The following is a 20,407-nucleotide window of genomic DNA, read 5'->3' on the forward strand; positions in this document are numbered from 1 at the left end:
GCACCGCCGGAGCGGCGCCGGTGGTACCCGACCGGCGCTCGCCCGCGCGCGGCGCCTCTGGAGCGCACTCCAGTGCGCCCCCGGTTCACTCGCGCAGGACGGCCAACAGCGGCCCCAAAAGGAGATGGTGGGTAAAATCGGACTGGTCGGGCGAGGCCCGGTGGCATCCAAGACCAGTAGGGGATGGGGATCGTGAAGGCACTCGTACTGTCCGGCGGGGCGGGTACCCGCCTGCGCCCGATCACGCACACCTCCGCGAAACAGCTCGTCCCGGTGGCGAACAAGCCGGTGCTCTTCTACGGCCTGGAATCGATCGCCGAGGCGGGCATCACGGAGGTCGGTGTCATCGTCGGTGACACCGCGGAGGAGATCAAGGAAGCCGTCGGCGACGGATCCCGGTTCGGCATAAAGGTCACCTATCTCCGGCAGGACGCCCCGCTCGGGCTCGCCCACGCCGTGCTCATCGCCAAGGACTTCCTCGGCGACGACGACTTCGTGATGTACCTCGGGGACAACTTCATCGTCGGCGGTATCAGCGGTCTGGTGGACGGCTTCCGCGCGGAGCGGCCCGACGCGCAGATCCTGCTGACGAAGGTGCCCAACCCCACCTCCTTCGGCGTCGCCGAACTCGACGCGGAGGGACGGGTGGTGGCCCTTGAGGAGAAACCGGCGGAGCCCAAGAGCGATCTCGCGCTCGTCGGCGTCTACCTCTTCACCCCGGCCGTCCACGAGGCGGTGCGCGCCATCGAGCCCTCCTGGCGCGGCGAGCTGGAGATCACGCACGCCATCCAGTGGCTGATCGACCAGCGGCGCGACGTGCGGTCCACCACCATCTCCGGGTACTGGAAGGACACCGGCAACGTCACCGACATGCTGGAGGTCAACCGCTCGGTGCTGGAGACCGTGGAGCCCTGCCGCGACGGCAGTGTGGACGACGAGACCGAGATCATAGGGCGGGTCAGGATCGAGGCGGGCGCGCGGGTCACCGGCAGCCGTATCGTCGGTCCCGCGATCATCGGCGCGGACACCGTGGTCCACAACGCCTACGTCGGCCCCTTCACGTCCGTTTCGGAAGGGTGCAGGATCGAGGACAGCGAGATCGAGTACTCCATCGTTCTGCGCGGCTCCTCCATCACCGGCGTGCGCCGGGTACAGGCGTCGCTGATCGGCAGGGATGTCGAGATCACCCCGGCGCCCCGTACCCCGTCCGCCCACCGACTCGTCCTCGGTGACCACAGCAAGGTGCAGATCTCCTCATGACCGACAGGATTCTCGTGACCGGAGGTGCGGGCTTCATCGGCTCGCACTACGTCCGTACGGTGCTCGGGCCCCAGGGCCCCGGGAACGTCCGGATCACGGTCCTCGACAGCCTGACCTACGCGGGCAACCCGGCCAACCTGGACGAGGTGCGCGACCACCCCGGCTTCGTCTTCGTCCAGGGGGACATCTGCGACGCCGAACTCGTCGGCAAGCTGATGGCCGAGCACGACCAGGTGGTGCACTTCGCCGCCGAGTCGCACGTGGACCGCTCCATCGACGGCGGCGCGGAGTTCGTCCGCACCAACGTCGTCGGGACGCACACGCTGATCGACGCCGCCCACCGCGCCGGTGTCCGCACCTTCGTGCACATCTCCACCGACGAGGTGTACGGCTCGATCGACGAGGGCTCCTGGCCCGAGACCGACCCGCTGGCCCCCAACTCGCCCTACTCGGCGGCCAAGGCGTCCAGCGACCTGATCGCCCTCTCGTACCACCGCACCCACGGTCTCGACGTGCGGGTGACCCGCTGCTCCAACAACTACGGGCACCACCACTTCCCCGAGAAGGTCATCCCGCTGTTCATCACCAACCTGCTGGACGGCAGGAAGGTCCCGCTGTACGGGGACGGCGGGAACGTCCGCGACTGGCTGCACATCGACGACCACGTCCAGGGCATCGAACTGGTCCGTACGCAGGGCAGGCCCGGCCAGGTCTACAACATCGGCGGCGGTACGGAGCTGTCCAACAAGGAGCTGACCGGGCTGCTGCTGGAGGCGTGCGGAGCCGACTGGGACACCAGCGTGGAGTACGTCACCGACCGCAAGGGCCACGACCGCCGCTACTCCGTGGACTGCGCCAAGATCCGCGACGAGCTGGGGTACGAGCCGCGCAAGGACTTCGCCGCGGGCCTCGCCGAGACCGTGGAGTGGTACCGGGCCAACCGCGCCTGGTGGGAGCCGCTGAAGGCCAGGGCCGCGCTGTGAGCGCCTGGCTGGTCACCGGTTCCGGCGGGATGCTCGGGCGGGACCTGCTGGCCCGGCTCGCCGCCGAGGGCGAGCCCGCCACCGGTCTCGACCGGGCCGCGCTGGACATCACCGACCCGGCCGCCGTGCGCGCCGCCCTGCGGGCCCACGAGCCCGCCGTGGTGGTCAACTGCGCCGCCTGGACCGCCGTGGACGACGCGGAGTCCCAGGAGTCCGAGGCGCTCGCCGTCAACGGCACAGGACCGCGCGTCCTCGCCGAGGCGTGCCGGGAGTCCGGGGCCGTGCTGGTCCAGATCTCCACGGACTACGTCTTCCCCGGCGACGCGGGCACCCCGTACGCGGAAGACGCTCCCACCGGCCCGCGCGGCGCCTACGGGCGCACCAAGCTGGCGGGGGAGCGCGCGGTGCTCGACACGCTCCCCGAGCGCGGCTACGTCGTCCGTACGGCGTGGCTGTACGGGGCCGGCGGCGGCAACTTCGTCCGCACGATGATCAAGCTGGAGTCCGTCAAGGACACCCTCGACGTGGTCGACGACCAGCGCGGCCAGCCCACCTGGACGGCCGATCTCGCCGGTCTGCTGGTCCGGCTGGGCCGGGCGGCGCTGGCGGGGACGGCCGAGCCGGGCATCTATCACGGCACCAGTGGCGGCGAGACCAGCTGGTTCGGCTTCACCCGGGAGATCTTCCGGCTGCTGGGCGCCGATCCGGAGCGGGTCCTTCCGACGGACAGCGCGGCGTTCGTCCGGCCGGCTCCCCGCCCCGCGTACAGCGTGCTGGGACACGAGGCGTGGAAGCGCGCCGGAATCGAGCCCCTCAGGAATTGGCGCGCCGCGCTCACCGAGGCGTTTCCCGAACTGCTGACGGCTGAGCGCCAAACGAGTGTTACCGGCCAGTAGATGTTTACGTTGCGGGCTTTTTCCCACTAAGTTCACTGAGAATCAATCCCTGGTTGTTGATTCTCAGTGAAGGGCCCCTTACGTGGATCGCCACGGCTTCCTGCGCCATATGCACCGTGTGTACAAACCCCGCACCTATTTGGAAATCGGGGTCAACGACGGGCGCAGTCTGGCACTGTCCCGGGCTCCCTCCGTCGCCGTCGACCCGGCTTTCCGCGTGGTCACGGACATCAGCTGTGATGTGCACCTGGTCAAGGCCACCAGCGACAACTTCTTCGCGCGCAAGGACCCGCTGATCCATCTGCGCAACGGCCGGAACCCGTTCCGCGCGCTGGCCCGCCGCGACCCGGCCAACCTGCTCGGCGGAGAGCCGAAGCTCGAACTGTCCTTCATCGACGGCATGCACCTCTTCGAGTACGCGCTGCGCGATTTCATGAACGTCGAGCGGCACTCCCGCTGGTCCAGCGTGATCATCCTCGACGACATGCTGCCGCGTGACGTGGACGAGGCCGCCCGCGACCGGCACACCACGTTCTGGGCGGGCGACGTCTACAAGGTCGCCCAGGTGCTGCGGCGCCACCGCCCCGATCTGCTCGTCGTCGACGTCGACACCGCACCGACCGGAGTGGTGGCCGTCTTCGGCGCCAACTCCGAGTCCACGGTGCTGAAGAACGCGTACGACAAGATCATCGAGGAGTACGTCGTCCCCGACCCGCAGGACGTGCCCCAGGAGGTGCTCGGCCGCAAGAACGCGGTGCGGCCCGAGGCGCTGCTCGGCGCCGGTTTCTGGCCCGGTCTGGTCAGGGCCCGCAATCTGCGCCGCTCGCGCTCCGCCTTCGTACCGCTGCGCCGGCAGATCGAGGCGATCACCGGCTGACGCCGCCCGGCTCCCGGGCGCACCGCCGGAGCACACCGAAGGGCCCGCGCGATCGCATCGGATCGCGCGGGCCCTTCGGGCTGTGCCGCGCCGGGCCGGTTCAGCCGCGCGCGGCCAGCTCCGCGTAGTACGCCCGGCACTCCTCGTACGACGGCAGCAGGCCCGTGGCCTCGGCCTCCGCGAGCGTCGGGGCGGCGGCGTCCTTGTCGGACAGCTGCGGGGCGATGTCCGCGGGCCACTCGATGCCGAGCGCCGGGTCCAGCGGATTGATGCCGTGCTCGCGCTGCGGCGCGTACCCCTCGGAGCAGAGGTAGACGACCGTCGCGTCATCGGTCAGCGCCATGAAGGCGTGCCCGAGCCCCTCCGCGAGGTACACCGAGCGATGGTCCACGTCGTCCAGCCTGACCGCCTCCCAGCGCCGGTAGGTCGGGGAGCCGACGCGGATGTCCACGACCACGTCGAGCACCGCGCCGCGCACGCACTTGACGCACTTGGCCTGGCTGGGCGGCACATCGGCGAAGTGGATGCCGCGCAGCGTGCCGAGGCCGGACACCGAGCAGTTGGCCTGGGCGAGGTTCAGCGGATGCCCGACGGACTTGGCGAAGTCCTCCGCCCCGAACCACTCGTGGAAGCTGCCACGGCTGTCCGGGAAGACCTTGGGCTCGTGCATCCAGGAGCCTTCGATCGAAAGCGGCTGCATCTGATCACATCCTTGTTCTGTTTCTGGTACTCGCTGCTGGGGGCGGCACCCGTCAGAGCCGGGCCGCGAGCCGCCGGACCCGCTTGCGCGTCGCCGGAGGCAGCCGGCGCACGATCGGACCGGCCACGGAGCGCAGCACCTTGCGCACGGACGCCCTGCGGCGCTGCACCGTCACCACCCGGACGAGCAGCGGATCGACCTGGGGCAGATCGCCGCGGTCCAGCCGAATCCGGCCGTCCTCCGTGACGGGCACCTCGCACAGCTCCAGCTCGGGGGCGGTCGGGCCGTCCAGCCGTACGGAGAGCCGCGCGGTGCCCGCGGGCAGTCCGGGGACGCGCGGGGGCACGTCGAGATGGGCCCTGCCGTGGTCGGGCCGGAGCGTGGCGGGGGCGGTCCTGGAGGTGCCGTCCGCGCCGGTCACCACCAGCTCGACCGGGTAGGAGCCGGAGGCGGAGCCGGTGAAGACGTCGAGCCGCAACTCGGCCCGGCCGCCCGGCATCCGGAAGACGGGACGGTCCGCCAGATGGGCGGCCAGCTTCTTGGCGCGGCCCGCGACATCGAGGGTGAGGTTGCCGTACGGGTCGGTGAAGTACGGGATGACCGGCCGGGCGGACGTACCGAGCAGGGCCGGCAGGCACTTGGCGTCCACCTGCGGCGCCCGGTCCGCGCCGAGCCTGGCCTTGCGCACGAGACCGAGGCCGCGCAGCGGCACCCAGACGTCCCAGAAGCCGCGCGAGACCCGGCCCCGGCCCTTGACCGCCTCGCTGGTGACACGGCCGGTGCCGCGCAGGACGACCTCGTACACGTCCTCGTCGGAGCCGGTCTCCGCGGCCTTCTCGATCTTGACGGTGAACTCGGCGGGGCACGGCCACTCGACGGCCGTCTCCCGGTTGCGCAGCGACATCTCGCCCTTGAACTCGCCCATGTCGTCGGTGACGTCGAGGAGTTCACCGTCCGGCAGCACTCCCGCGGTGATCTCCGGGTGCAGGTAGTAGCGGCCGTCGCGGCGGACGAAGCGCAGCGGGCGGTGGTCCTCGCCGTGGACCAGCCGGCCGGTGACGGTGAGCGCGATCCTGCCGTCGGGCTCCCAGACGAAGTCCTCCAGACGGGCCGCGCCCGTCACGGACTTGGCGAAGGCGGCGGCCTTCACCAGCCCCTCGCGGTCGCCGGCCCGCAGCAGGGTGGAGCGCAGCCGGGTGAGCGCGCCGAGCCCGTCGTGCACACCGTCGTGCATGAAGTCGCGCGCGAGCGGCAGCACCGCGTCGCACATCTCGTCCAGGTACTCCGGCGCGTAGCCGAGAACCGACGGTTCGCTCAGCCGTGCGAGCATTTCCACCCGGTAGAAGCGGCGCAGCAACCGGTCCCGGAATTCACCCGGTTCAGTGTTCTTCTGGACGACCTCCAGGACCTCGCGGAGGTTGCCGTAGTACCCGGAGGGCACGATCCGGGTCGATCCGGCGTTCCGGCCGTCGTCCCGCTTCGAGTAGTAGTAGCAGGTGTAATTCCCCAGAATCGAGACGACCTTGGCCCGGAAATACGCCTGCATCAGGTACAGCTGGTCCTCCAGCCGCCGCTTGCCCTCGGGGTAGGCGATGCCGTTCTCGCGGAGGAACTCGGTACGGAACATCTTGTGCGGGGTGAGGCTGTCGTACAGCGGTGCGTTGGTCAGATCGCACTTCTCGCGGTTTGTCTTGAAAACGCCGTGCGGAACGCCGCGGAAATTGGACGCGACCTTGCCGATGACGATGTCGGAGCCATTGCGGTGCCCCATCTCGTACAGCCGGCGCAGCGCGTCCGACGCCAGGTGGTCGTCCTGGTCGACGAACTGCACGTACTCGCCCGCGGCCTCCTCGACCGCGATGTTCCTGGGCTTCCCCGGCCAGCCGGAGTTGGGGATGTGGATCACGCGGAAGTGCGGATGTTCCTCGGCGAGTTTGTCCAGCCGGGCCGGGGTGTCGTCCGTCGATCCGTCATCGACGAAAAGCACCTCGAAGTCCTCGGCGGGCAGTGTCTGGGCCAACAGCGAATCCAGGCAGGGGTCGAGGTACTTTCCCGGGTTGTATACGGGAATGACGACGCTCACTTTTACCGGCATGTACGGATGGCCCATCTCGTGTGTGGTCTCGGCTGTTTCAAGTAGAAGGGGAGTCGCTGTCATCGGCGAAGTACGCGGGCACCATTTCCGCCAGCCTAGCGCCGGGGGCAGCCCCGGTATCACGACTGTTGTTACACCCGCGGGACCGCTTCTGTCGGCGGCCGGTCGTCGTGTTGACGCGCGTTTGACCGGCGTTTGACCCGCGTCGCGGACTTCACCCGCGTCCCATCCAGTGAAATGGGCCACCCCCGCGCGGCCGGTTCCGCGTACGCTGACCGGCCTGGAAGCAGGAAAGGGCCCATCCGGCCGTCGGTACGGGCGTACGGGCACGTGAGAGCGCGAGAGCAGAGGCTGAGCACGGTGGCAGCGGCACGGCAGGACGCGGTGGCACAGGCCCGCAGGATCGTCGTCAAGGTCGGCTCCTCCTCGCTCACCACCGCGTCCGGAGGACTCGACGCCGACCGGGTGGACGCCCTGGTCGACGTGCTCGCCTCCGTCCGGGGCCGGGCGCACGCGGCGGGCGGGGACGCGCGCGAGACCGTACTCGTCTCGTCCGGGGCCATCGCCGCCGGACTCGCCCCGCTGGGGCTGGAGCGCCGCCCCCGCGACCTGGCCCGCCAGCAGGCCGCGGCCAGCGTCGGGCAGGGGCTGCTGGTCGCCCGGTACACCGCCTCCTTCGCCCGGTACGGCGTACGCGTCGGACAGGTGCTCCTCACCACGGACGACACCAGCCGCCGGGCCTCCTACCGCAACGCCTACCGCACCCTCGACCAGCTCCTCGGCATGGGCGCCGTGCCGGTCGTCAACGAGAACGACACCGTCGCCACCGCCGAGATCCGCTTCGGCGACAACGACCGGCTGGCCGCGCTCGTCGCCCATCTGGTCCGCGCCGATCTCCTCGTGCTGCTCTCCGACGTCGACGGGCTCTACGACGGCGACCCCAGCCGCCCCGGCGCCTCCCGGATCGCCGAGGTGCGCGGCCCCGCCGACCTGGCGGGCGTCTCCATCGGCAGCGCGGGCAGGGCGGGCGTCGGCACCGGCGGCATGGTCACCAAGGTGGAGGCGGCCAGGATCGCCGCCGACGCGGGCATCCCGGTGGTGCTGACCTCCGCGATCCGGGCCGCCGACGCCCTCGCGGGCCGCGACACCGGTACGTACTTCCACCCCACGGGCCGCCGCTCGGCGGGCCGGCTGCTGTGGCTGGAGCACGCCTCGACACCGCTGGGCGCCCTCACCCTGGACGACGGCGCGGTACGGGCCGTGGTGGACCGGCGCACCTCACTGCTGCCGGCCGGGATCGCCGCGGTCGAGGGCGAGTTCAGCGCGGGCGACCCGGTCGAGCTGCGGGATCCGGCGGGCCGTCCGGTGGCGCGCGGGCTGGTCAACTTCGACGCCAAGGAGATTCCCCAGCTGCTCGGCCGCTCGACCAGAGAGCTGGCCCGCGAACTCGGCCCCGCCTACGAGCGCGAGGTCGTACACAGGGACGATTTGGTCATCCTGCATCCCTGACCGCCCCTGAAACGGCTGAAAGTCCGGTCTCCGGGCAGGCACCTTTACCAAAACGGCCCCACGTTCCGCCCGGGACTGGTCAACTTTGTCCCAGGGGTACGGCGGGGTACAGCACGACGACGCAAACAGGAGGCCGCTGGTGAGACGAGCGCGCCCGGGGGCGGTGCCCCGAGGGATTGGTGGCGGCGCCCAGGCCCGCCGGGCGACGGGCGAGAAACGAGCCCTGACCAGCGTCGAAGCGGGGGACGCCTTCGACGACACCGCCAGAGCCGCCGACACCGCCGACGGGCGGCCGGGGGAGGCGGCACCGACGACGGACGTGTCCGGGAAGGGGCGCCCGGTGTCGAAGCTGTGGCACATCACGCTCAGCGTCTCGGGCCAGGAAGCGCCGCTGACGGAGGTCAGACGCGGTCTCGAACAGCTCGCCCACGACCATCCCTTCCTGCTGACCAGCAGATACGCCAACGACCACGCGGAGATCCGCTACTGGGAGGAGGCCCGGGACCTGCACGACGCCGCCGCGGTGGCCCTGCGGCTGTGGGGCGAGCACCGCTCCACCGCGAAACTGCCGCCGTGGGAGATCGTGGGCCTTGAGGTCATCGACCGGGAGACGTACCACCTGCGCATCGCGGAGGGGTACGGCCCGCCGCCCGCGGCGCCGGTCGGCGTCCATCCGTTCTGACCGCTCCCCGACCGAGGCCGGAGCGGTGACCCGCCGGGGCACCGCTCCGTCTCGGAGTGCGGAATACGTGCCGAATGCCCGCAGGGCGCGCATTACCCTGCGGACATGACCTCGCTCTCGCCGTACGACAACCTCACCCCGGTCGCCAGGGCCGCCTACCGGTCCCGCGCCGCGGCCGCCGATATCGCGCCGCTGCCGCGCGCGGCCAAGGACGACGCGCTGCTGGCGATCGCCGACGCGCTGGAGGTCCGTACCCACGAGATCGTCACGGCCAACGCCGAGGACGTCACCCGGGCCCGCGAGACGGGCACGGCCGAGTCGGTCATCGACCGGCTGACGCTCACCCCGGAGCGGATCAGGGCCATGGCCGCCGACGTACGGGACGTGGCCGCGCTGCCCGACCCCGTCGGTGAGGTCGTCCGCGGTTCGACGCTGCCGAACGGCATCGATCTGCGCCAGGTACGGGTCCCGCTCGGCGTGGTCGGGATCATCTACGAGGCCCGTCCCAACGTCACCGTGGACGCCGCCGCCCTCTGCCTGAAGTCGGGCAACGCCGTGCTGCTGCGCGGCTCCTCGTCCGCCATCGCCTCCAACACCGCGCTCGTGCGGGTGGTGCGCGACGCGGTCGGCGGCGCGGGACTGCCCGCCGACGCCGTGCAGCTGGTGCCGGGCGAGGGCCGGGACGCCGTGCGGGAGCTGATGCGGGCGCGCGGGCTCGTCGACGTACTGATCCCGCGCGGCGGCGCCTCGCTGATCCGTACGGTCGTCGAGGGATCCACCGTTCCCGTCATCGAGACCGGCACCGGCAACTGCCATGTGTACGTGGACGCCGACACCGATCTCGACATGGCCGTCGACATCCTGATCAACTCCAAGGCCCAGCGGCCCAGCGTCTGCAACGCCGCCGAGACGCTCCTCGTCCACCAGGACAGCGCCGCCGCGTTCCTGCCGCGCGCGCTGGACGCCCTCGCGGAGGCCGGGGTGACGGTGCACGGCGACGAGCGGGTGCTCGCGTACGCGGCGGGCACGAAGGCGACGGTCGTGGCGGCGACCGAGGAGGACTGGGAGAACGAGTACCTCTCGTACGACATCGCCGCCGCGGTCGTCGACTCGCTGGACGCGGCCGTCGCGCACATCCGGCTCTGGTCGTCCGGCCACACCGAGGCGATCGTCACCACCTCGCAGGCCGCCGCCCGCAGATTCACCCAGTTGGTCGATTCCACGACGGTCGCCGTCAACGCGTCCACCCGGTTCACCGACGGCGGCCAGTTCGGCTTCGGGGCCGAGATCGGGATCTCCACCCAGAAGCTGCACGCGCGGGGGCCGATGGGGCTGCCCGAGCTGACATCCACCAAGTACATCGTCACCGGGGACGGCCACATCCGGTGACGGGAGACACGGGTCCGGCGCGCGGCCTCCCCCGGCCGTCGCCCGGCCGGTGTGACGTACGCCAAGCCACGAGAGTTCCGACTCCGCCTGCCCAAAACGCCGTGCCAGGTCTACTCTGATGATGTGCCGGACGACGTGGGGGGCAGGCCGTTTCCCGACGGCCGCGAGCCCGATGACGACCGCGGAGGCGCGGACAAGGACTTCGCCTCCGTGGTGTTCGACGAGGAATTCGTCAGATCCGCCACCATCCACGAACCCTCCGCCGTCGAGCGGCTGCTCGCCGCGGCCCAGGCGCGCGCCGAGGCCGAGGCCGCCCGCGCGCGATCGGGCGGCGGCCCCCACGACGACGACCAGTACGACGATCAGTACGAGCTGTACGGCAGGGACGGCGCGTACGGCCCGGAGTACGGCTACGGGAGCGGCTACGACCCCGCCGCGGACCCCGACGGGGCCGCCGGCCCCTACGGGCGCCACGGCGGCACCCTGCGGCCCTACCGGGGCACCGCCCGCTGGCACCGCCCGGTCGCCTGGCTGCTCGCCCTGGTGATGGGCGTCGGCATGGTCGCGCTGGCCTTCACCGCCGTCTACCGGGGCGGCGCGGCAGGCCGCGACGACCAGGTGCCCCAGCCTGCCACCACCGGGATCGACAAGCCGGGCGGGGTCACCCCGTCCGTCGAGGCGCCCCGCTCGGCGCCGGCGTCGGCCGTGCCCCACACCCCGTAGCGGCATGCCGCGCACCCGTGCGCCGGACACCCGTACGACCTGAACGGGTGAGTGTGGGCCCATCGGAAGTCGCCGACTTCTCCGGCGTTTACGTTCGACCCCTTCGACCTACCCTCAAGGTATGGCAGGGCACGGAGACCCACCCGAAGGGGAACCCGACGGGCCCCCTGGTGCCGAAGACGACGAGTACCGGTCCGTCGTCTTCGACGAGTCGTTCATTCGCGCTGCCCGCCTCCAGGAGTTCTCCGCCCGCGAGCGGATGAGCGACCACTCCCACGCCGTGCGCAAACTCCCGCCGCACCTGCCGACCGTGTCGCCGGGCAAGCGGTCGCGCGGCGGCGGCGGAAGGCGCTTCGGGAACGGCCCGCGACAGCTCCTGCTCCTCCTGCTGGTGCTGGTCCTCTCCTTCGGCACGGCCGTCTATCTGGGCCTGCGCAACCCCTACCGGCCGCCGCCGGTCCGCGCCGCGGAGAAGGCGCGCATCTCGGTGATCCCGCTGGCCCCCGAGGGCCGGGTGCCCGGCGGCGCCCCCGCCGAACTCCTCGCGCACAGCCCCGCCGCGCGGTTCCGGATCGGGGCCGAAGGGATCACCGTGCCCGGCGCCCGTCCCACCGGGGACTTCGCGGAGGGGCAGGTGGTGGCCGCGCTGGCCGTCGTCAAGGACTACCTGGTGGCCTCGTCGCTCGACCCGGACGTGCTGATGGGCCGGACCGTACGGCCCGTGCGCGTGCTGCTCGACCCCGAGCAGCAGGGGCAGTTCGACCGCAGCTTCACCGATCCGGCCGACGACGGACGCCACGATCCGATCGGCTGGCTCGTGCGCTTCGACCCGGGGAAGGTGGCGCTCGCCGACAGCCAGGTGCGGGTGCGCGGCTCGATGCGGTACGAGGAGACCGCGCCCGGGACGCTGGAGGTCACCTCCGACCACGTCTTCGTCTACGCGCTGCGGCCGGCCGGCACCACCGGCCCCACCGCGCGGGACGCGCCGCCCGCCGAGGACGCCTCGCTGTTCACCGTACGGCGCGAGCTGCGCTTCCGGTTCAGCGTGGACGACCTGCCCAGGCACCAGGTGGCGCTGCTGAACAGCGCCGCCCAGGCGGGCCCCCAGTCCTGCGCCGCCGACGTGCCGAGGTCGCTGCGCCCGCTGCTGGCGGGCGAACGGGCGAAGCCGCACAGCCCGGCCGCGACCGACCCGTACACGACGGGACCGGCGACGCCCGCCCTGTGCGGCACGCTGTCCCCGCTGGCCGAGCCGAGCGGGGTGGGCAGCGGGGGTCCGGCCGGCTGACGACCGGCCGGACCACTCGGGGGCGGGGGCACCGGGGTCAGGACGTGCGCGGGCCCTCGTCCGGGCCGGGACCGCCGCTGCCGTTCTCGGTGCCGGAGCCGCTGCCGTTGCCGTTGCCGGAGTCGTTACCGGAGCTGTTGCCGGAGCCGGAGCCGGAGCCGCTGCCTGAGCCGCCGCCTCCCGTGAACCTGTCGCGCAGCTTGCCGCCCAGATCGCCCGCACCGCCCGCGATGTCGCCGACCAGTTTCATCAGCGGGTCCTTGCTGCCGCGCACCGTGTCCGCGTAGTGCGAGGCGGAGTCCCGGAAGGAGTCCGTGACCGAGGTGTCCTTGTCCTCCGAGCGGCGCGGGTAGTGGCCGTCCATGATCCGCTGGAAGTCGCGGCTCTCGGCCCACTTCTTCAGCTCGGCGGCCCGCACGGTGGTGAACGGGTGCGTACGCGGCAGCACATTGAGGATCTTGAGGACCGAGTCGCGCAGATCGCCGCCCGCCTCGTACTCCTCGGCCTGCGCCAGGAACGCGTCCACGTTCATCTCGTGCAGATGGTTGCCACCGGCGATCTTCATCAGGCCGCGCATCGACGCCTGTATGTCCTGCCCGACCAGCAGCCCGGCCCGGTCCGCCGACAGCTCCGACTTGCGGAACCACTCGCGCAGCGCCGTCACGATCGCCATGATCGCGACATTGCCCAGCGGGATCCAGGCGACCTTCACCGCGAGACCGGTGAGGAAGAGCAGGATCGTCCGGTAGACGGAGTGACCCGACAGCGCGTGGCCCACCTCGTGGCCCACGACGGCCCGCATCTCCTCGTCGTCGAGCAGCTCCACCAGCCCCGTGGTGAGCACGATGATCGGCTCGTCCAGACCGATGCACATCGCGTTGGGCTTCGGGTCCTGCGCCACGTACATGGCGGGGACCTTCTCCAGGTCCAGGATGTAGCAGGCGTCCAGCAGCATCGCGTGCAGATGCGTGAACTGCGCGTCGCTCACCCGTACCGAGTCGGAGAGGAAGAGCAGGCGCAGGCTGCGTTCCGGCAGCAGCCCGCTGAGCGCCTTGAAGACGGTGTCGAACCCGCTGAGCTTGCGCAGGGCGACCAGCGCCGAGCGGTCGGCGGGGTGTTCGTACGCCCGGGAGGAAATACCGGGGAAGCGCTTGCGCTGCCTGCTCGGCACGTTCTCGTGGCCGGCCGCCTCGCCGCCGGCCGCTTCGCGACTGTCATCTGTCATGGAAATCCCCTGTTCGTACGAGTCGAAGCTCGTCCCCCTGACGGCTTCCACCCTAGGTGCTGGCGCTACGGTGTGGCGGGGGCCCGTGGCCGAGCCCCGGGGAACGACCCCCGGGCCTCGAAGACAGGCTCCAGCCGGAACAGACCGAGGAGCACAGCCGACATGCCGGAAATCGTCACCCTGCTCGCCGCCGCCTCCGATCAACAGGGACCGGGCCGTACGGTGCCGATCGTGCTGGTCGTCTGCCTGGTCGGAGCAGCCTTTCTCGCCTGGTTCCTGCTGCGCGGATACCGCGACAACGATCACAACGACTGAGTCGGCGTGAGCGTGCCCGCTGCCCCCGCATACGATGTGCCCGAAGTCTCCGCTCCGACTTCCCCACGATCCCCGAGGAAAAGGGCCCGCAGAAGATGAGCCTCACCGGCACCGCCGCCAACCTGGTCATGCTCGCCGAGGGCGGCGAGGGCGGCAATCACGAAAGCCTCAACCCTGCCCTGGTCGGTGGCGGCGCCCTGTTCGCGCTGCTCCTGCTGCTGTGGATCACCACGCGCTTCAACCGCGACCGCTGACGCGGCGTCGCGATCCGGTGCCAGTAGGCTGTGGCCGCATGGGAGAGCAGCAGGCGTCCAGCGGCCCCGTCCCCGTTCCCGACACCGGATCCGGCCGCGGTAAGCGCCGACTCGGCGTGATGGGCGGGACTTTCGACCCGATCCACCACGGGCACCTCGTGGCGGCCAACGAAGTAGCGTCCCTGTTCCACCTCGACGAGGTGGTGTTCGTACCGACCGGGCAGCCGTGGCAGAAGAGTCAGCGGGCGGTCTCCCCGCCCGAGGACCGTTATCTGATGACGGTCATCGCCACGGTGGCGAACCCGCAGTTCTCGGTGAGCCGTATCGACATCGACCGGGGCGGTGCCACGTACACGATCGACACGCTGCGGGATCTGCGGAACCTCAACAACGACGCGGACCTCTTCTTCATCACCGGCGCCGACGCGCTCTCCCAGATCCTGAGCTGGCGCGATCACGAGGAGCTGTTCTCGCTCGCCCACTTCATCGGAGTCACCAGGCCCGGCCACGATCTGACGGACGACGGGCTGCCCAAGGGCGGCGTCTCCCTGGTGGAGGTCCCCGCGCTGGCGATCTCGTCGACCGACTGCCGGGAGAGGGTCGCCCAGGGCGAGCCGGTCTGGTATCTGGTGCCGGACGGTGTCGTGCGCTATATCGACAAGCGGCAGTTGTACCGCGGCGAATGAGCCACGGAGAGGGGCACCGGTGAACGACCGACAGCAGCCGTACGATCCGTACGACCCGTATTACGCGCAGCCCACCATCGTCGGTTACGACGAGTACGGGCAGCCGGTGTATCAGCAGCCCCAGCAGAACCAGCAGACTCAGCAGAACCAGCCGCAGCAGCAGTACGACGCGTACGGGCAGCCGCAGCAACAGCAACAGCAGCAGCAACAACAGCAGCAGGGATACGGCTACGACCCGTACGCCCAGCAGCAGTACGACCCGTACGGGCAGCAACAGCAGCCGCAGCAGCAACAGGGGTACGGATACGACGGATACGGCTACGACACGGGCAGTCGGCAGCCCGTCGGCGTCGACACCGAGCAGCAACAGCAGCAGCAACAGCAGTGGAACATCCCCCAGCAGCAGGCCCCGCAGCAGGCGGTGCCCGTGCCCGCGCCGGAGGCGCCCGCACCCGAGCCGTCCGCGCCGCCCGCCGCGCCCGCCGGGTCTTCCGCTCCCGCCGCCTCCGAGGCCGCCGTACCGGGGCCGCGCCGCCCCGACGCCGACGCCGACGCCGAAGCCGACGCCGACGCCGACGCCGACGCCGACGAGCGTGACTACAAGACGGAGCAGTTCTCCTTCATAGAGGAGCCGAACGAGAACTCCGAAGACGTCATCGACTGGCTCAAGTTCACCGAGAGCAGGTCCGAGCGCCGCGAGGAGGCCAAGCGCCGGGGCCGCAGCCGCGTCGTGGCCCTGGTCGTCGCGCTCGTCGTGGCGGTCGCCGGAGGCGTGGGCTACCTCTGGTGGGCGGGCGACCTGCCGGGCCTCTCGTCGTCGGAGGGTGCGGCGAACACCGCGTCGGGCCCCCAGAAGCGGGACGTCATCGTCGTCCATCTGCGCAGCACGAAGAAGAAGGACACTTCCACCGCTCTGCTGGTCAACAACTCCACGACCGGCAAGGGCACCACCGTCCTGCTGCCCAACTCCCTCGCCGTCGCCGACGACGAGGGAGTCTCCACGACGCTCGGCAAGTCCGTCGACGAGGACGGCTCCGACGCCACCCGCGACTCCGTCGGCACCCTCCTGGGCACCAAGATCTCCGGCACCTGGCGGCTGGACACGCCTTATCTGGACACGCTCGTCGAGCTGGTCGGCGGTATCGAGGTCGACACGGACATCGAGGTCCCGGGCGCCAAGAAGAGCGACGGCCCGCTGGTGAAGAAGGGCGACAAACAGACCCTCAGTGGGAAGATGGCGGTCGGCTACGCCACCTACCGGGCCCCGGACGAGGCCGAGGCCAAGCAGCTCGAACGGTTCGGGCAGGTCCTCCAGGGCGTGCTGCGCAAGGTCTCGGGCGAGCCGAAGACGGCGACCGTCACCGTGGAGACCCTGGGCCAGATCCTCGATCCCTCGCTGCCGGAGAAGGACCTCGGCGCCGCCCTCGCCAAACTCGCCGAGCACGCCAAGGTCGGCGACTACCGGACGACGCTCCTGCCCGTCCAGGAGAACGGCACGCTCAGCGAGCAGACCGCCGACAGCGTGGTCAAGGACATCCTCGGCGGCTCCGTCAGCGCCCCCGAGCAGGGCGCGGCGGTCCGGGTCGGTGTGAAGAACGCCAGCGGCGACCAGGACGCGGCGGAATCCGCCCGTATCTCGCTGGTCAACGGCGGCTACGGCTTCGTGGACGCGGGTACGGCCGACGCGGTGGCGTCGTCGCGCGTCACCTACGGTGACGCGGCGAAGAAGGCGCAGGCGGAAGAGGTCGCCAAGACCCTCGGCCTGCCGACGAGTGCCGTGGAGAAGGGCAAGGCGGCGGCCAACGCCGACGTCTCCGTCGTCCTCGGCCAGGATTACAAGATCAACTAGTGCGGCGGGGGGTGTGCCGGGCGGGGGGCCTGCCCCCCCCGCCCGGCACACCCGTCGGCGGGCAGCGCGGGCTGTCGGTGGTCCGTGAGATCCTGGACGTCTCCACAACCGTCTACGAAAGCCTGCAAGTGACCGCTACTGATCGTTCCCTTCAGCTCGTCAACGCCGCGGCCCAGGCCGCGGCGGACCGGCTCGCCCACGACATCATCGCGTACGACGTCAGCGATGTGCTCTCCATCACGGACGCCTTCCTGCTCGCCTCCGCGCCCAACGACCGTCAGGTCAAGTCGATCGTCGACGAGATCGAGGAGCGGCTCCAGAAGGAGCTGGGCGCCAAGCCGGTGCGCCGCGAGGGCGACCGCGACGCGCGCTGGATCCTCCTGGACTACGTGGACATCGTCATCCACGTCCAGCACAGCGAGGAGCGCGTCTTCTACGCCCTGGAGCGGCTCTGGAAGGACTGCCCCGAGCTGCCGCTGCCCGAGGACGCCGTCAAGACCCGTGGCAAGGCCCAGGAGCACGCCGTGGCCACCGGCGACCACACCGGGATCGCCGGTGACCCGGAAGGTGAGCTGAGCTGAACGGCGCGCGGGGCGGCAGGGACCGCCGTATCGTCCTGTGGCGCCACGGCCAGACGGCGTGGAACCTGGAGCGCCGCTTCCAGGGCTCCACGGACATCGAGCTGACCGCCGAGGGCGTCGCCCAGGCCCAGCGTTCTGCGCGGCTGCTGGCCTCCCTGAAGCCGGTCGCGATCGTCGCGTCCGACCTCCGGCGGGCCGCGGCCACCGCCGGTGAGCTGGCCGCCGTCACCGGGCTCGGCGTCGCGTACGACGCCGGGCTCCGCGAGACCTTCGCGGGGGACTGGCAGGGGCTGACCCACGAGGAGATCATCGGGCGCTACGGCGATCAGTACGCGGCGTGGAAGCGCGGTGAGTCCGTGCGGCGCGGCGGTGGCGAGCTGGAGACCGAGGTCGCGGACCGCGCGGCGCCCGTGGTGCTCGGCCACGCCGACGCGCTGCCCGACGGCGGCACCCTCGTCGTGGTGAGCCACGGCGGCACGATCCGCACCACCATCGGCCGGCTGCTGGGGCTTGAGTCGTACCACTGGGAAGGGCTCGGCGGGCTCTCCAACTGCTGCTGGTCGGTCCTGGGCGAGGGCGCGCGCGGCTGGCGGCTGCTGGAACACAACGCCGGTACCCTCCCGGAGCCGGTCCTCGGCGACGACGACTGAGCGGTCCCGGGCGGTGCCGGACCGGATTTCGCTTTCGGGCTGGTCGCAGGCTAAAGTTCTTCTTGTTCGCAGCGCGGAGCGCGGGGAACACGCGGGGCTATAGCTCAGTTGGTAGAGCGCCTGCATGGCATGCAGGAGGTCAGGAGTTCAATTCTCCTTAGCTCCACAATCGGTCATCAGTTTCACCCATCGAATCCCGTCCCCTGTTGGGGGCGGGATTCGCTGTTGTGCCTCCGCGCCGGGGAGCGGACGTCGGGGTGATCTTGGGGGCCCCGGCCGGTTTCACCGGTCCCGATCGGGGAAGGTCATCGGGACGTCCGGCACCAGCCCTTGCAGGCAAGTGATTTCGGGCTGTCCGCAGGTCACTGACGTGACAGAATCGGACCGCCGGAGGGGGGCGAGGACCGGACCGGGAGCTGGAGCTGACTGATGGGTGCCCACAGGCGTAAATGCGACTGGTGTGGCAGCGGTACGCCGATCGTCCGTGACATGGACCCGGTCAACGCCGACTACCAGTACTGGTGCGAGGAGTGCGCGCGGGCGCTGATCATAAAAGGCGACCCCATCGAGACGTACCGCGAGCTGGAGGGCGAGCCGATCTACGGGCGGCTCGTCGAGGAGCACTGCACGCTCAAACGGTTCTACTCGTTCGCCACGGCCTGATGGACTGATCGCCTGATCCACCGGTCGCCGCCGGTATGCCGCCTGCGCCGCCGGGTGTCGCCGGGTGCCGCGCGCCCCGTCCGGAATCGATTTGGTGGTGGGCGGCGGGACCGTTAAAGTTGGCGATGTCGCCGAGGGAAACCCCGGTGGCACCGCGCACGGGGCTATAGCTCAGTTGGTAGAGCGCCTGCATGGCATGCAGGAGGTCAGGAGTTCAATTCTCCTTAGCTCCACAGGTTCCGTACGAAGAAGCGGGCCGCCCGAATCCGGGCGGCCCGCTTCTTCGTATGCCTTGCTTCTTCGTATGCCCTGCCGGGAGGCGCGTCCTGCCGGGCGGTTGACCGGGCCGGCCCCGGTGGGCCCGCCCGGTCAGAGATCACACGCGACGCGGGCTCTCAACCGCGCCCGGGGCCAAGCGCCTTGCGGCGGCTGCCGCCTCCGCCCGGCGGCAGCGCGGCGCGGGAGGGGGCCTTCTCCACCCTGGGCTGCGCCGAGGGCGCCTGCTCCAGCCGCAGCGCGAGCTGCGGGCACCTGCGCACGGCGCGCTGGGCGGCGCCCTGGAGGTGCATCGGGACGTCCGCCTTGGCCGGTGTGGGGAAGCCGTCCGGGCTCATCCGGAACAGCTCGGGGAGGATGTCGGCGCACAGGCCGTGGCCCTCGCAGAGCGTCCAGTCGATCGCCAGCTTGCCGCCGCTGGGGATGGACTCCACCAGGTCCTGGTAGCCCTCGCCCGGCAGTGGCAGCACACCGGTGGTCTCGCGCCCGCAGCCGCCGTTCAGCACGTGTGCGGCGAGGTCGTCGGTGAACGCGGCCAGCGTGGAGTTGAAGAACCGCGCCGAGCCGTCCGGGTGCTGGCAGGCGCCGCGCGCCTTGACCGCCTGGACGACCGCGCGCAGCGCCTCCAGTGAAGCCTGGCCCCCGCCGTTGATCACGTCGGAGAGGCCGCCGGCGGCGGCGGGCAGACCGAGCTTGCAGGGGCCGCACTGACCGGCGCTCTCGGCCGCCAGCCAGTTGGCGACCCGCAGCGCCTCGCCCAGCGGACAGGTCTCGGGCCCGATCGGCAGGATCGCGCCCGCGCCCAGCGCGCCGCCCAGGGACTTGAAGGACTTCTTGGAGATGACGGCCTCGTGGGCGGAGACCGCGTCCATCCAGTCGCCGTGGTAGCCGCCGGTCAGCACCCCCTGCGGCATCGGCGGGGCACCGGCCATCTGCAGGATGTACCGCAGCGGCACCCCGGTCGGCGCCTCGATGACCATGGGGCGGGCGACCGCTCCGGAGAGCGTCAGCATCACCGTGCCGGGCTCGTCCTCAAGACCCGTGTGCGTGTAGCGGCGGGCACCGATCCGCGCGCCGACGGCCAGCTGGGCGAAGGTCTCGGCGTTGGACAGCAGGGTCGGCAGCCCGCCGACGCCCGACTCGGCGGCGCGCTCACGGCGGCCTGGCGGCTTGGCGGGGCCGCCGCCGATCGCGCGGATCACGGAGGACGCCTCGCCGGAGACCATGCGCTCGGGAGTGCGGACCACCTTGGCCCGCAGCGCCTGTCCGCGCCGGTCGGAGAGTCCGCGCTCGGCGAGCGCCGCGCGGATCGACACCTCGGTGGAGTTACGGGTGACCGCGATGATCAGCGTGCGCGCGCCGAGTGCCTCGGCGGCCAGGAGGGCGCCGTCGAGGATGAGGTGCGGGGCCCGGTTGAGCATCACGGTGTCTTTGCGGCAGGGGGGTTCGCCCTCACTGCCGTTGACGACGACGACCGGCCGTACGCCGCGGCGGATCGCGGACTTG

General features: G+C 71.0%; 20 protein-coding genes and 2 tRNA genes. 18 read left to right on the forward strand and 4 right to left on the reverse strand.

All coding sequences use genetic code 11. The features are described from left to right. Nucleotides 1-192: 192 nt before the first annotated feature. The 4 genes from DVH02_RS02350 (at nucleotide 193) to DVH02_RS02365 (ending at nucleotide 4,016) form a co-directional block, all read left to right on the forward strand. Nucleotides 193-1,260, forward strand: coding sequence for a glucose-1-phosphate thymidylyltransferase (locus DVH02_RS02350; RefSeq protein ID WP_114621990.1), 1,068 nt, complete (start codon nucleotides 193-195; stop codon nucleotides 1,258-1,260). Beyond that, nucleotides 1,257-2,243: a dTDP-glucose 4,6-dehydratase gene (gene rfbB / locus DVH02_RS02355; RefSeq protein WP_114621972.1), complete on the forward strand. Its 987-nt coding sequence runs from the start codon at nucleotides 1,257-1,259 to the stop codon at nucleotides 2,241-2,243. Before DVH02_RS02350 ends, rfbB begins: the two co-directional genes overlap by 4 nt. Further along, on the forward strand, nucleotides 2,240-3,139 hold the full coding sequence (gene rfbD / locus DVH02_RS02360) for a dTDP-4-dehydrorhamnose reductase (protein WP_114621973.1): 900 nt from the start codon (nucleotides 2,240-2,242) through the stop codon (nucleotides 3,137-3,139). Before rfbB ends, rfbD begins: the two co-directional genes overlap by 4 nt. Before the next feature lie 82 nt (nucleotides 3,140-3,221). Then, entirely contained in the window at nucleotides 3,222-4,016 is a 795-nt protein-coding gene (locus tag DVH02_RS02365; protein ID WP_114621974.1) for an O-methyltransferase, read from the forward strand. Nucleotides 4,017-4,116: 100 nt separating this feature from the next. Here the strand turns inward: DVH02_RS02365 and rfbC are convergent, their stop codons facing one another. Together rfbC and DVH02_RS02375 are read right to left on the reverse strand one after the other, a co-directional pair. Continuing rightward, entirely contained in the window at nucleotides 4,117-4,716 is a 600-nt protein-coding gene (gene rfbC / locus DVH02_RS02370; protein ID WP_114621975.1) for a dTDP-4-dehydrorhamnose 3,5-epimerase, read from the reverse strand. 52 nt (nucleotides 4,717-4,768) lie between these two features. Beyond that, nucleotides 4,769-6,799, reverse strand: coding sequence for a glycosyltransferase family 2 protein (locus tag DVH02_RS02375; protein ID WP_233517995.1), 2,031 nt, complete (start codon nucleotides 6,797-6,799; stop codon nucleotides 4,769-4,771). Between the two features lie 372 nt (nucleotides 6,800-7,171). Here DVH02_RS02375 and proB point away from each other — a divergent pair, with 372 nt between their 5' ends. The 5 genes from proB to DVH02_RS02400 all read left to right on the forward strand — a co-directional run bounded on the left by proB (nucleotide 7,172) and on the right by DVH02_RS02400 (nucleotide 12,402). Further along, a complete protein-coding gene (proB, locus tag DVH02_RS02380) occupies nucleotides 7,172-8,320 on the forward strand; it encodes a glutamate 5-kinase (RefSeq protein WP_199566138.1) in 1,149 nt (382 codons plus the stop codon). A gap of 139 nt (nucleotides 8,321-8,459) precedes the next feature. Continuing rightward, entirely contained in the window at nucleotides 8,460-9,002 is a 543-nt protein-coding gene (locus DVH02_RS02385) for a hypothetical protein (RefSeq protein ID WP_114621977.1), read from the forward strand. Nucleotides 9,003-9,107: 105 nt separating this feature from the next. Next, complete coding sequence (locus DVH02_RS02390; RefSeq protein WP_114621978.1) at nucleotides 9,108-10,391, forward strand: glutamate-5-semialdehyde dehydrogenase; 1,284 nt, start codon at nucleotides 9,108-9,110, stop codon at nucleotides 10,389-10,391. A 123-nt stretch (nucleotides 10,392-10,514) separates the two neighbouring features. Continuing rightward, a complete protein-coding gene (locus DVH02_RS02395) occupies nucleotides 10,515-11,114 on the forward strand; it encodes an SCO2584 family spore wall biosynthesis protein (RefSeq protein ID WP_114621979.1) in 600 nt (199 codons plus the stop codon). A gap of 121 nt (nucleotides 11,115-11,235) precedes the next feature. Then, nucleotides 11,236-12,402, forward strand: coding sequence for an SCO2583 family membrane protein (locus DVH02_RS02400; RefSeq protein ID WP_114621980.1), 1,167 nt, complete (start codon nucleotides 11,236-11,238; stop codon nucleotides 12,400-12,402). A 37-nt stretch (nucleotides 12,403-12,439) separates the two neighbouring features. Here the strand turns inward: DVH02_RS02400 and DVH02_RS02405 are convergent, their stop codons facing one another. Continuing rightward, on the reverse strand, nucleotides 12,440-13,627 hold the full coding sequence (locus tag DVH02_RS02405) for a M48 family metallopeptidase (RefSeq protein WP_114621981.1): 1,188 nt from the start codon (nucleotides 13,625-13,627) through the stop codon (nucleotides 12,440-12,442). A 162-nt stretch (nucleotides 13,628-13,789) separates the two neighbouring features. On the opposite strand from DVH02_RS02405, the gene DVH02_RS35485 reads away from it, so the two are divergent. The 9 genes from DVH02_RS35485 (at nucleotide 13,790) to DVH02_RS02440 (ending at nucleotide 18,858) form a co-directional block, all read left to right on the forward strand. Next, on the forward strand, nucleotides 13,790-13,942 hold the full coding sequence (locus DVH02_RS35485) for a hypothetical protein (protein ID WP_199566139.1): 153 nt from the start codon (nucleotides 13,790-13,792) through the stop codon (nucleotides 13,940-13,942). A 95-nt stretch (nucleotides 13,943-14,037) separates the two neighbouring features. Continuing rightward, nucleotides 14,038-14,196, forward strand: coding sequence for a hypothetical protein (locus DVH02_RS35490; protein ID WP_199566140.1), 159 nt, complete (start codon nucleotides 14,038-14,040; stop codon nucleotides 14,194-14,196). A 38-nt stretch (nucleotides 14,197-14,234) separates the two neighbouring features. After that, nucleotides 14,235-14,882 (forward strand): nicotinate-nucleotide adenylyltransferase, encoded by a 648-nt coding sequence (gene nadD / locus DVH02_RS02410; RefSeq protein WP_114621982.1) that lies wholly within the window; start codon nucleotides 14,235-14,237, stop codon nucleotides 14,880-14,882. Between the two features lie 19 nt (nucleotides 14,883-14,901). Next, nucleotides 14,902-16,731, forward strand: coding sequence for an LCP family protein (locus DVH02_RS02415; RefSeq protein ID WP_114621983.1), 1,830 nt, complete (start codon nucleotides 14,902-14,904; stop codon nucleotides 16,729-16,731). Nucleotides 16,732-16,859: 128 nt separating this feature from the next. After that, nucleotides 16,860-17,312, forward strand: a complete 453-nt coding sequence (rsfS, locus tag DVH02_RS02420; protein WP_114621992.1) for a ribosome silencing factor — start codon at nucleotides 16,860-16,862, stop codon at nucleotides 17,310-17,312. Further along, entirely contained in the window at nucleotides 17,309-17,962 is a 654-nt protein-coding gene (locus DVH02_RS02425; protein WP_114621984.1) for a histidine phosphatase family protein, read from the forward strand. The genes rsfS and DVH02_RS02425 overlap by 4 nt, the downstream gene beginning before the upstream one ends. Before the next feature lie 93 nt (nucleotides 17,963-18,055). Further along, a tRNA-Ala gene (locus tag DVH02_RS02430) sits at nucleotides 18,056-18,128 on the forward strand. Nucleotides 18,129-18,391: 263 nt separating this feature from the next. Next, a complete protein-coding gene (locus tag DVH02_RS02435) occupies nucleotides 18,392-18,625 on the forward strand; it encodes a hypothetical protein (protein WP_114621985.1) in 234 nt (77 codons plus the stop codon). A 160-nt stretch (nucleotides 18,626-18,785) separates the two neighbouring features. Then, a tRNA-Ala gene (locus DVH02_RS02440) sits at nucleotides 18,786-18,858 on the forward strand. A 162-nt stretch (nucleotides 18,859-19,020) separates the two neighbouring features. Here DVH02_RS02440 and DVH02_RS02445 read toward each other — a convergent pair. Continuing rightward, a partial coding sequence (locus DVH02_RS02445) for an NADH-ubiquinone oxidoreductase-F iron-sulfur binding region domain-containing protein (RefSeq protein WP_233517996.1) occupies nucleotides 19,021-20,407 on the reverse strand: 1,387 nt, incomplete at its 5' end.

The sequence above is a fragment of the Streptomyces corynorhini genome (assembly GCF_003346515.1).
GTDB lineage: Bacteria > Actinomycetota > Actinomycetes > Streptomycetales > Streptomycetaceae > Streptomyces > Streptomyces corynorhini.

Coding starts and splice junctions, on each gene's coding strand:
- rfbC (WP_114621975.1), bottom strand. CDS start 4,716: ATGCAGCCGCTTTCGATCGAAGGCTCCTGGATGCACGAGCCCAAGGTC.
- DVH02_RS02435 (WP_114621985.1), top strand. CDS start 18,392: ATGGGTGCCCACAGGCGTAAATGCGACTGGTGTGGCAGCGGTACGCCG.
- DVH02_RS02405 (WP_114621981.1), bottom strand. CDS start 13,627: ATGACAGATGACAGTCGCGAAGCGGCCGGCGGCGAGGCGGCCGGCCAC.
- nadD (WP_114621982.1), top strand. CDS start 14,235: ATGGGAGAGCAGCAGGCGTCCAGCGGCCCCGTCCCCGTTCCCGACACC.
- DVH02_RS02400 (WP_114621980.1), top strand. CDS start 11,236: ATGGCAGGGCACGGAGACCCACCCGAAGGGGAACCCGACGGGCCCCCT.
- DVH02_RS35485 (WP_199566139.1), top strand. CDS start 13,790: ATGCCGGAAATCGTCACCCTGCTCGCCGCCGCCTCCGATCAACAGGGA.
- DVH02_RS02390 (WP_114621978.1), top strand. CDS start 9,108: ATGACCTCGCTCTCGCCGTACGACAACCTCACCCCGGTCGCCAGGGCC.
- DVH02_RS35490 (WP_199566140.1), top strand. CDS start 14,038: ATGAGCCTCACCGGCACCGCCGCCAACCTGGTCATGCTCGCCGAGGGC.
- rfbB (WP_114621972.1), top strand. CDS start 1,257: ATGACCGACAGGATTCTCGTGACCGGAGGTGCGGGCTTCATCGGCTCG.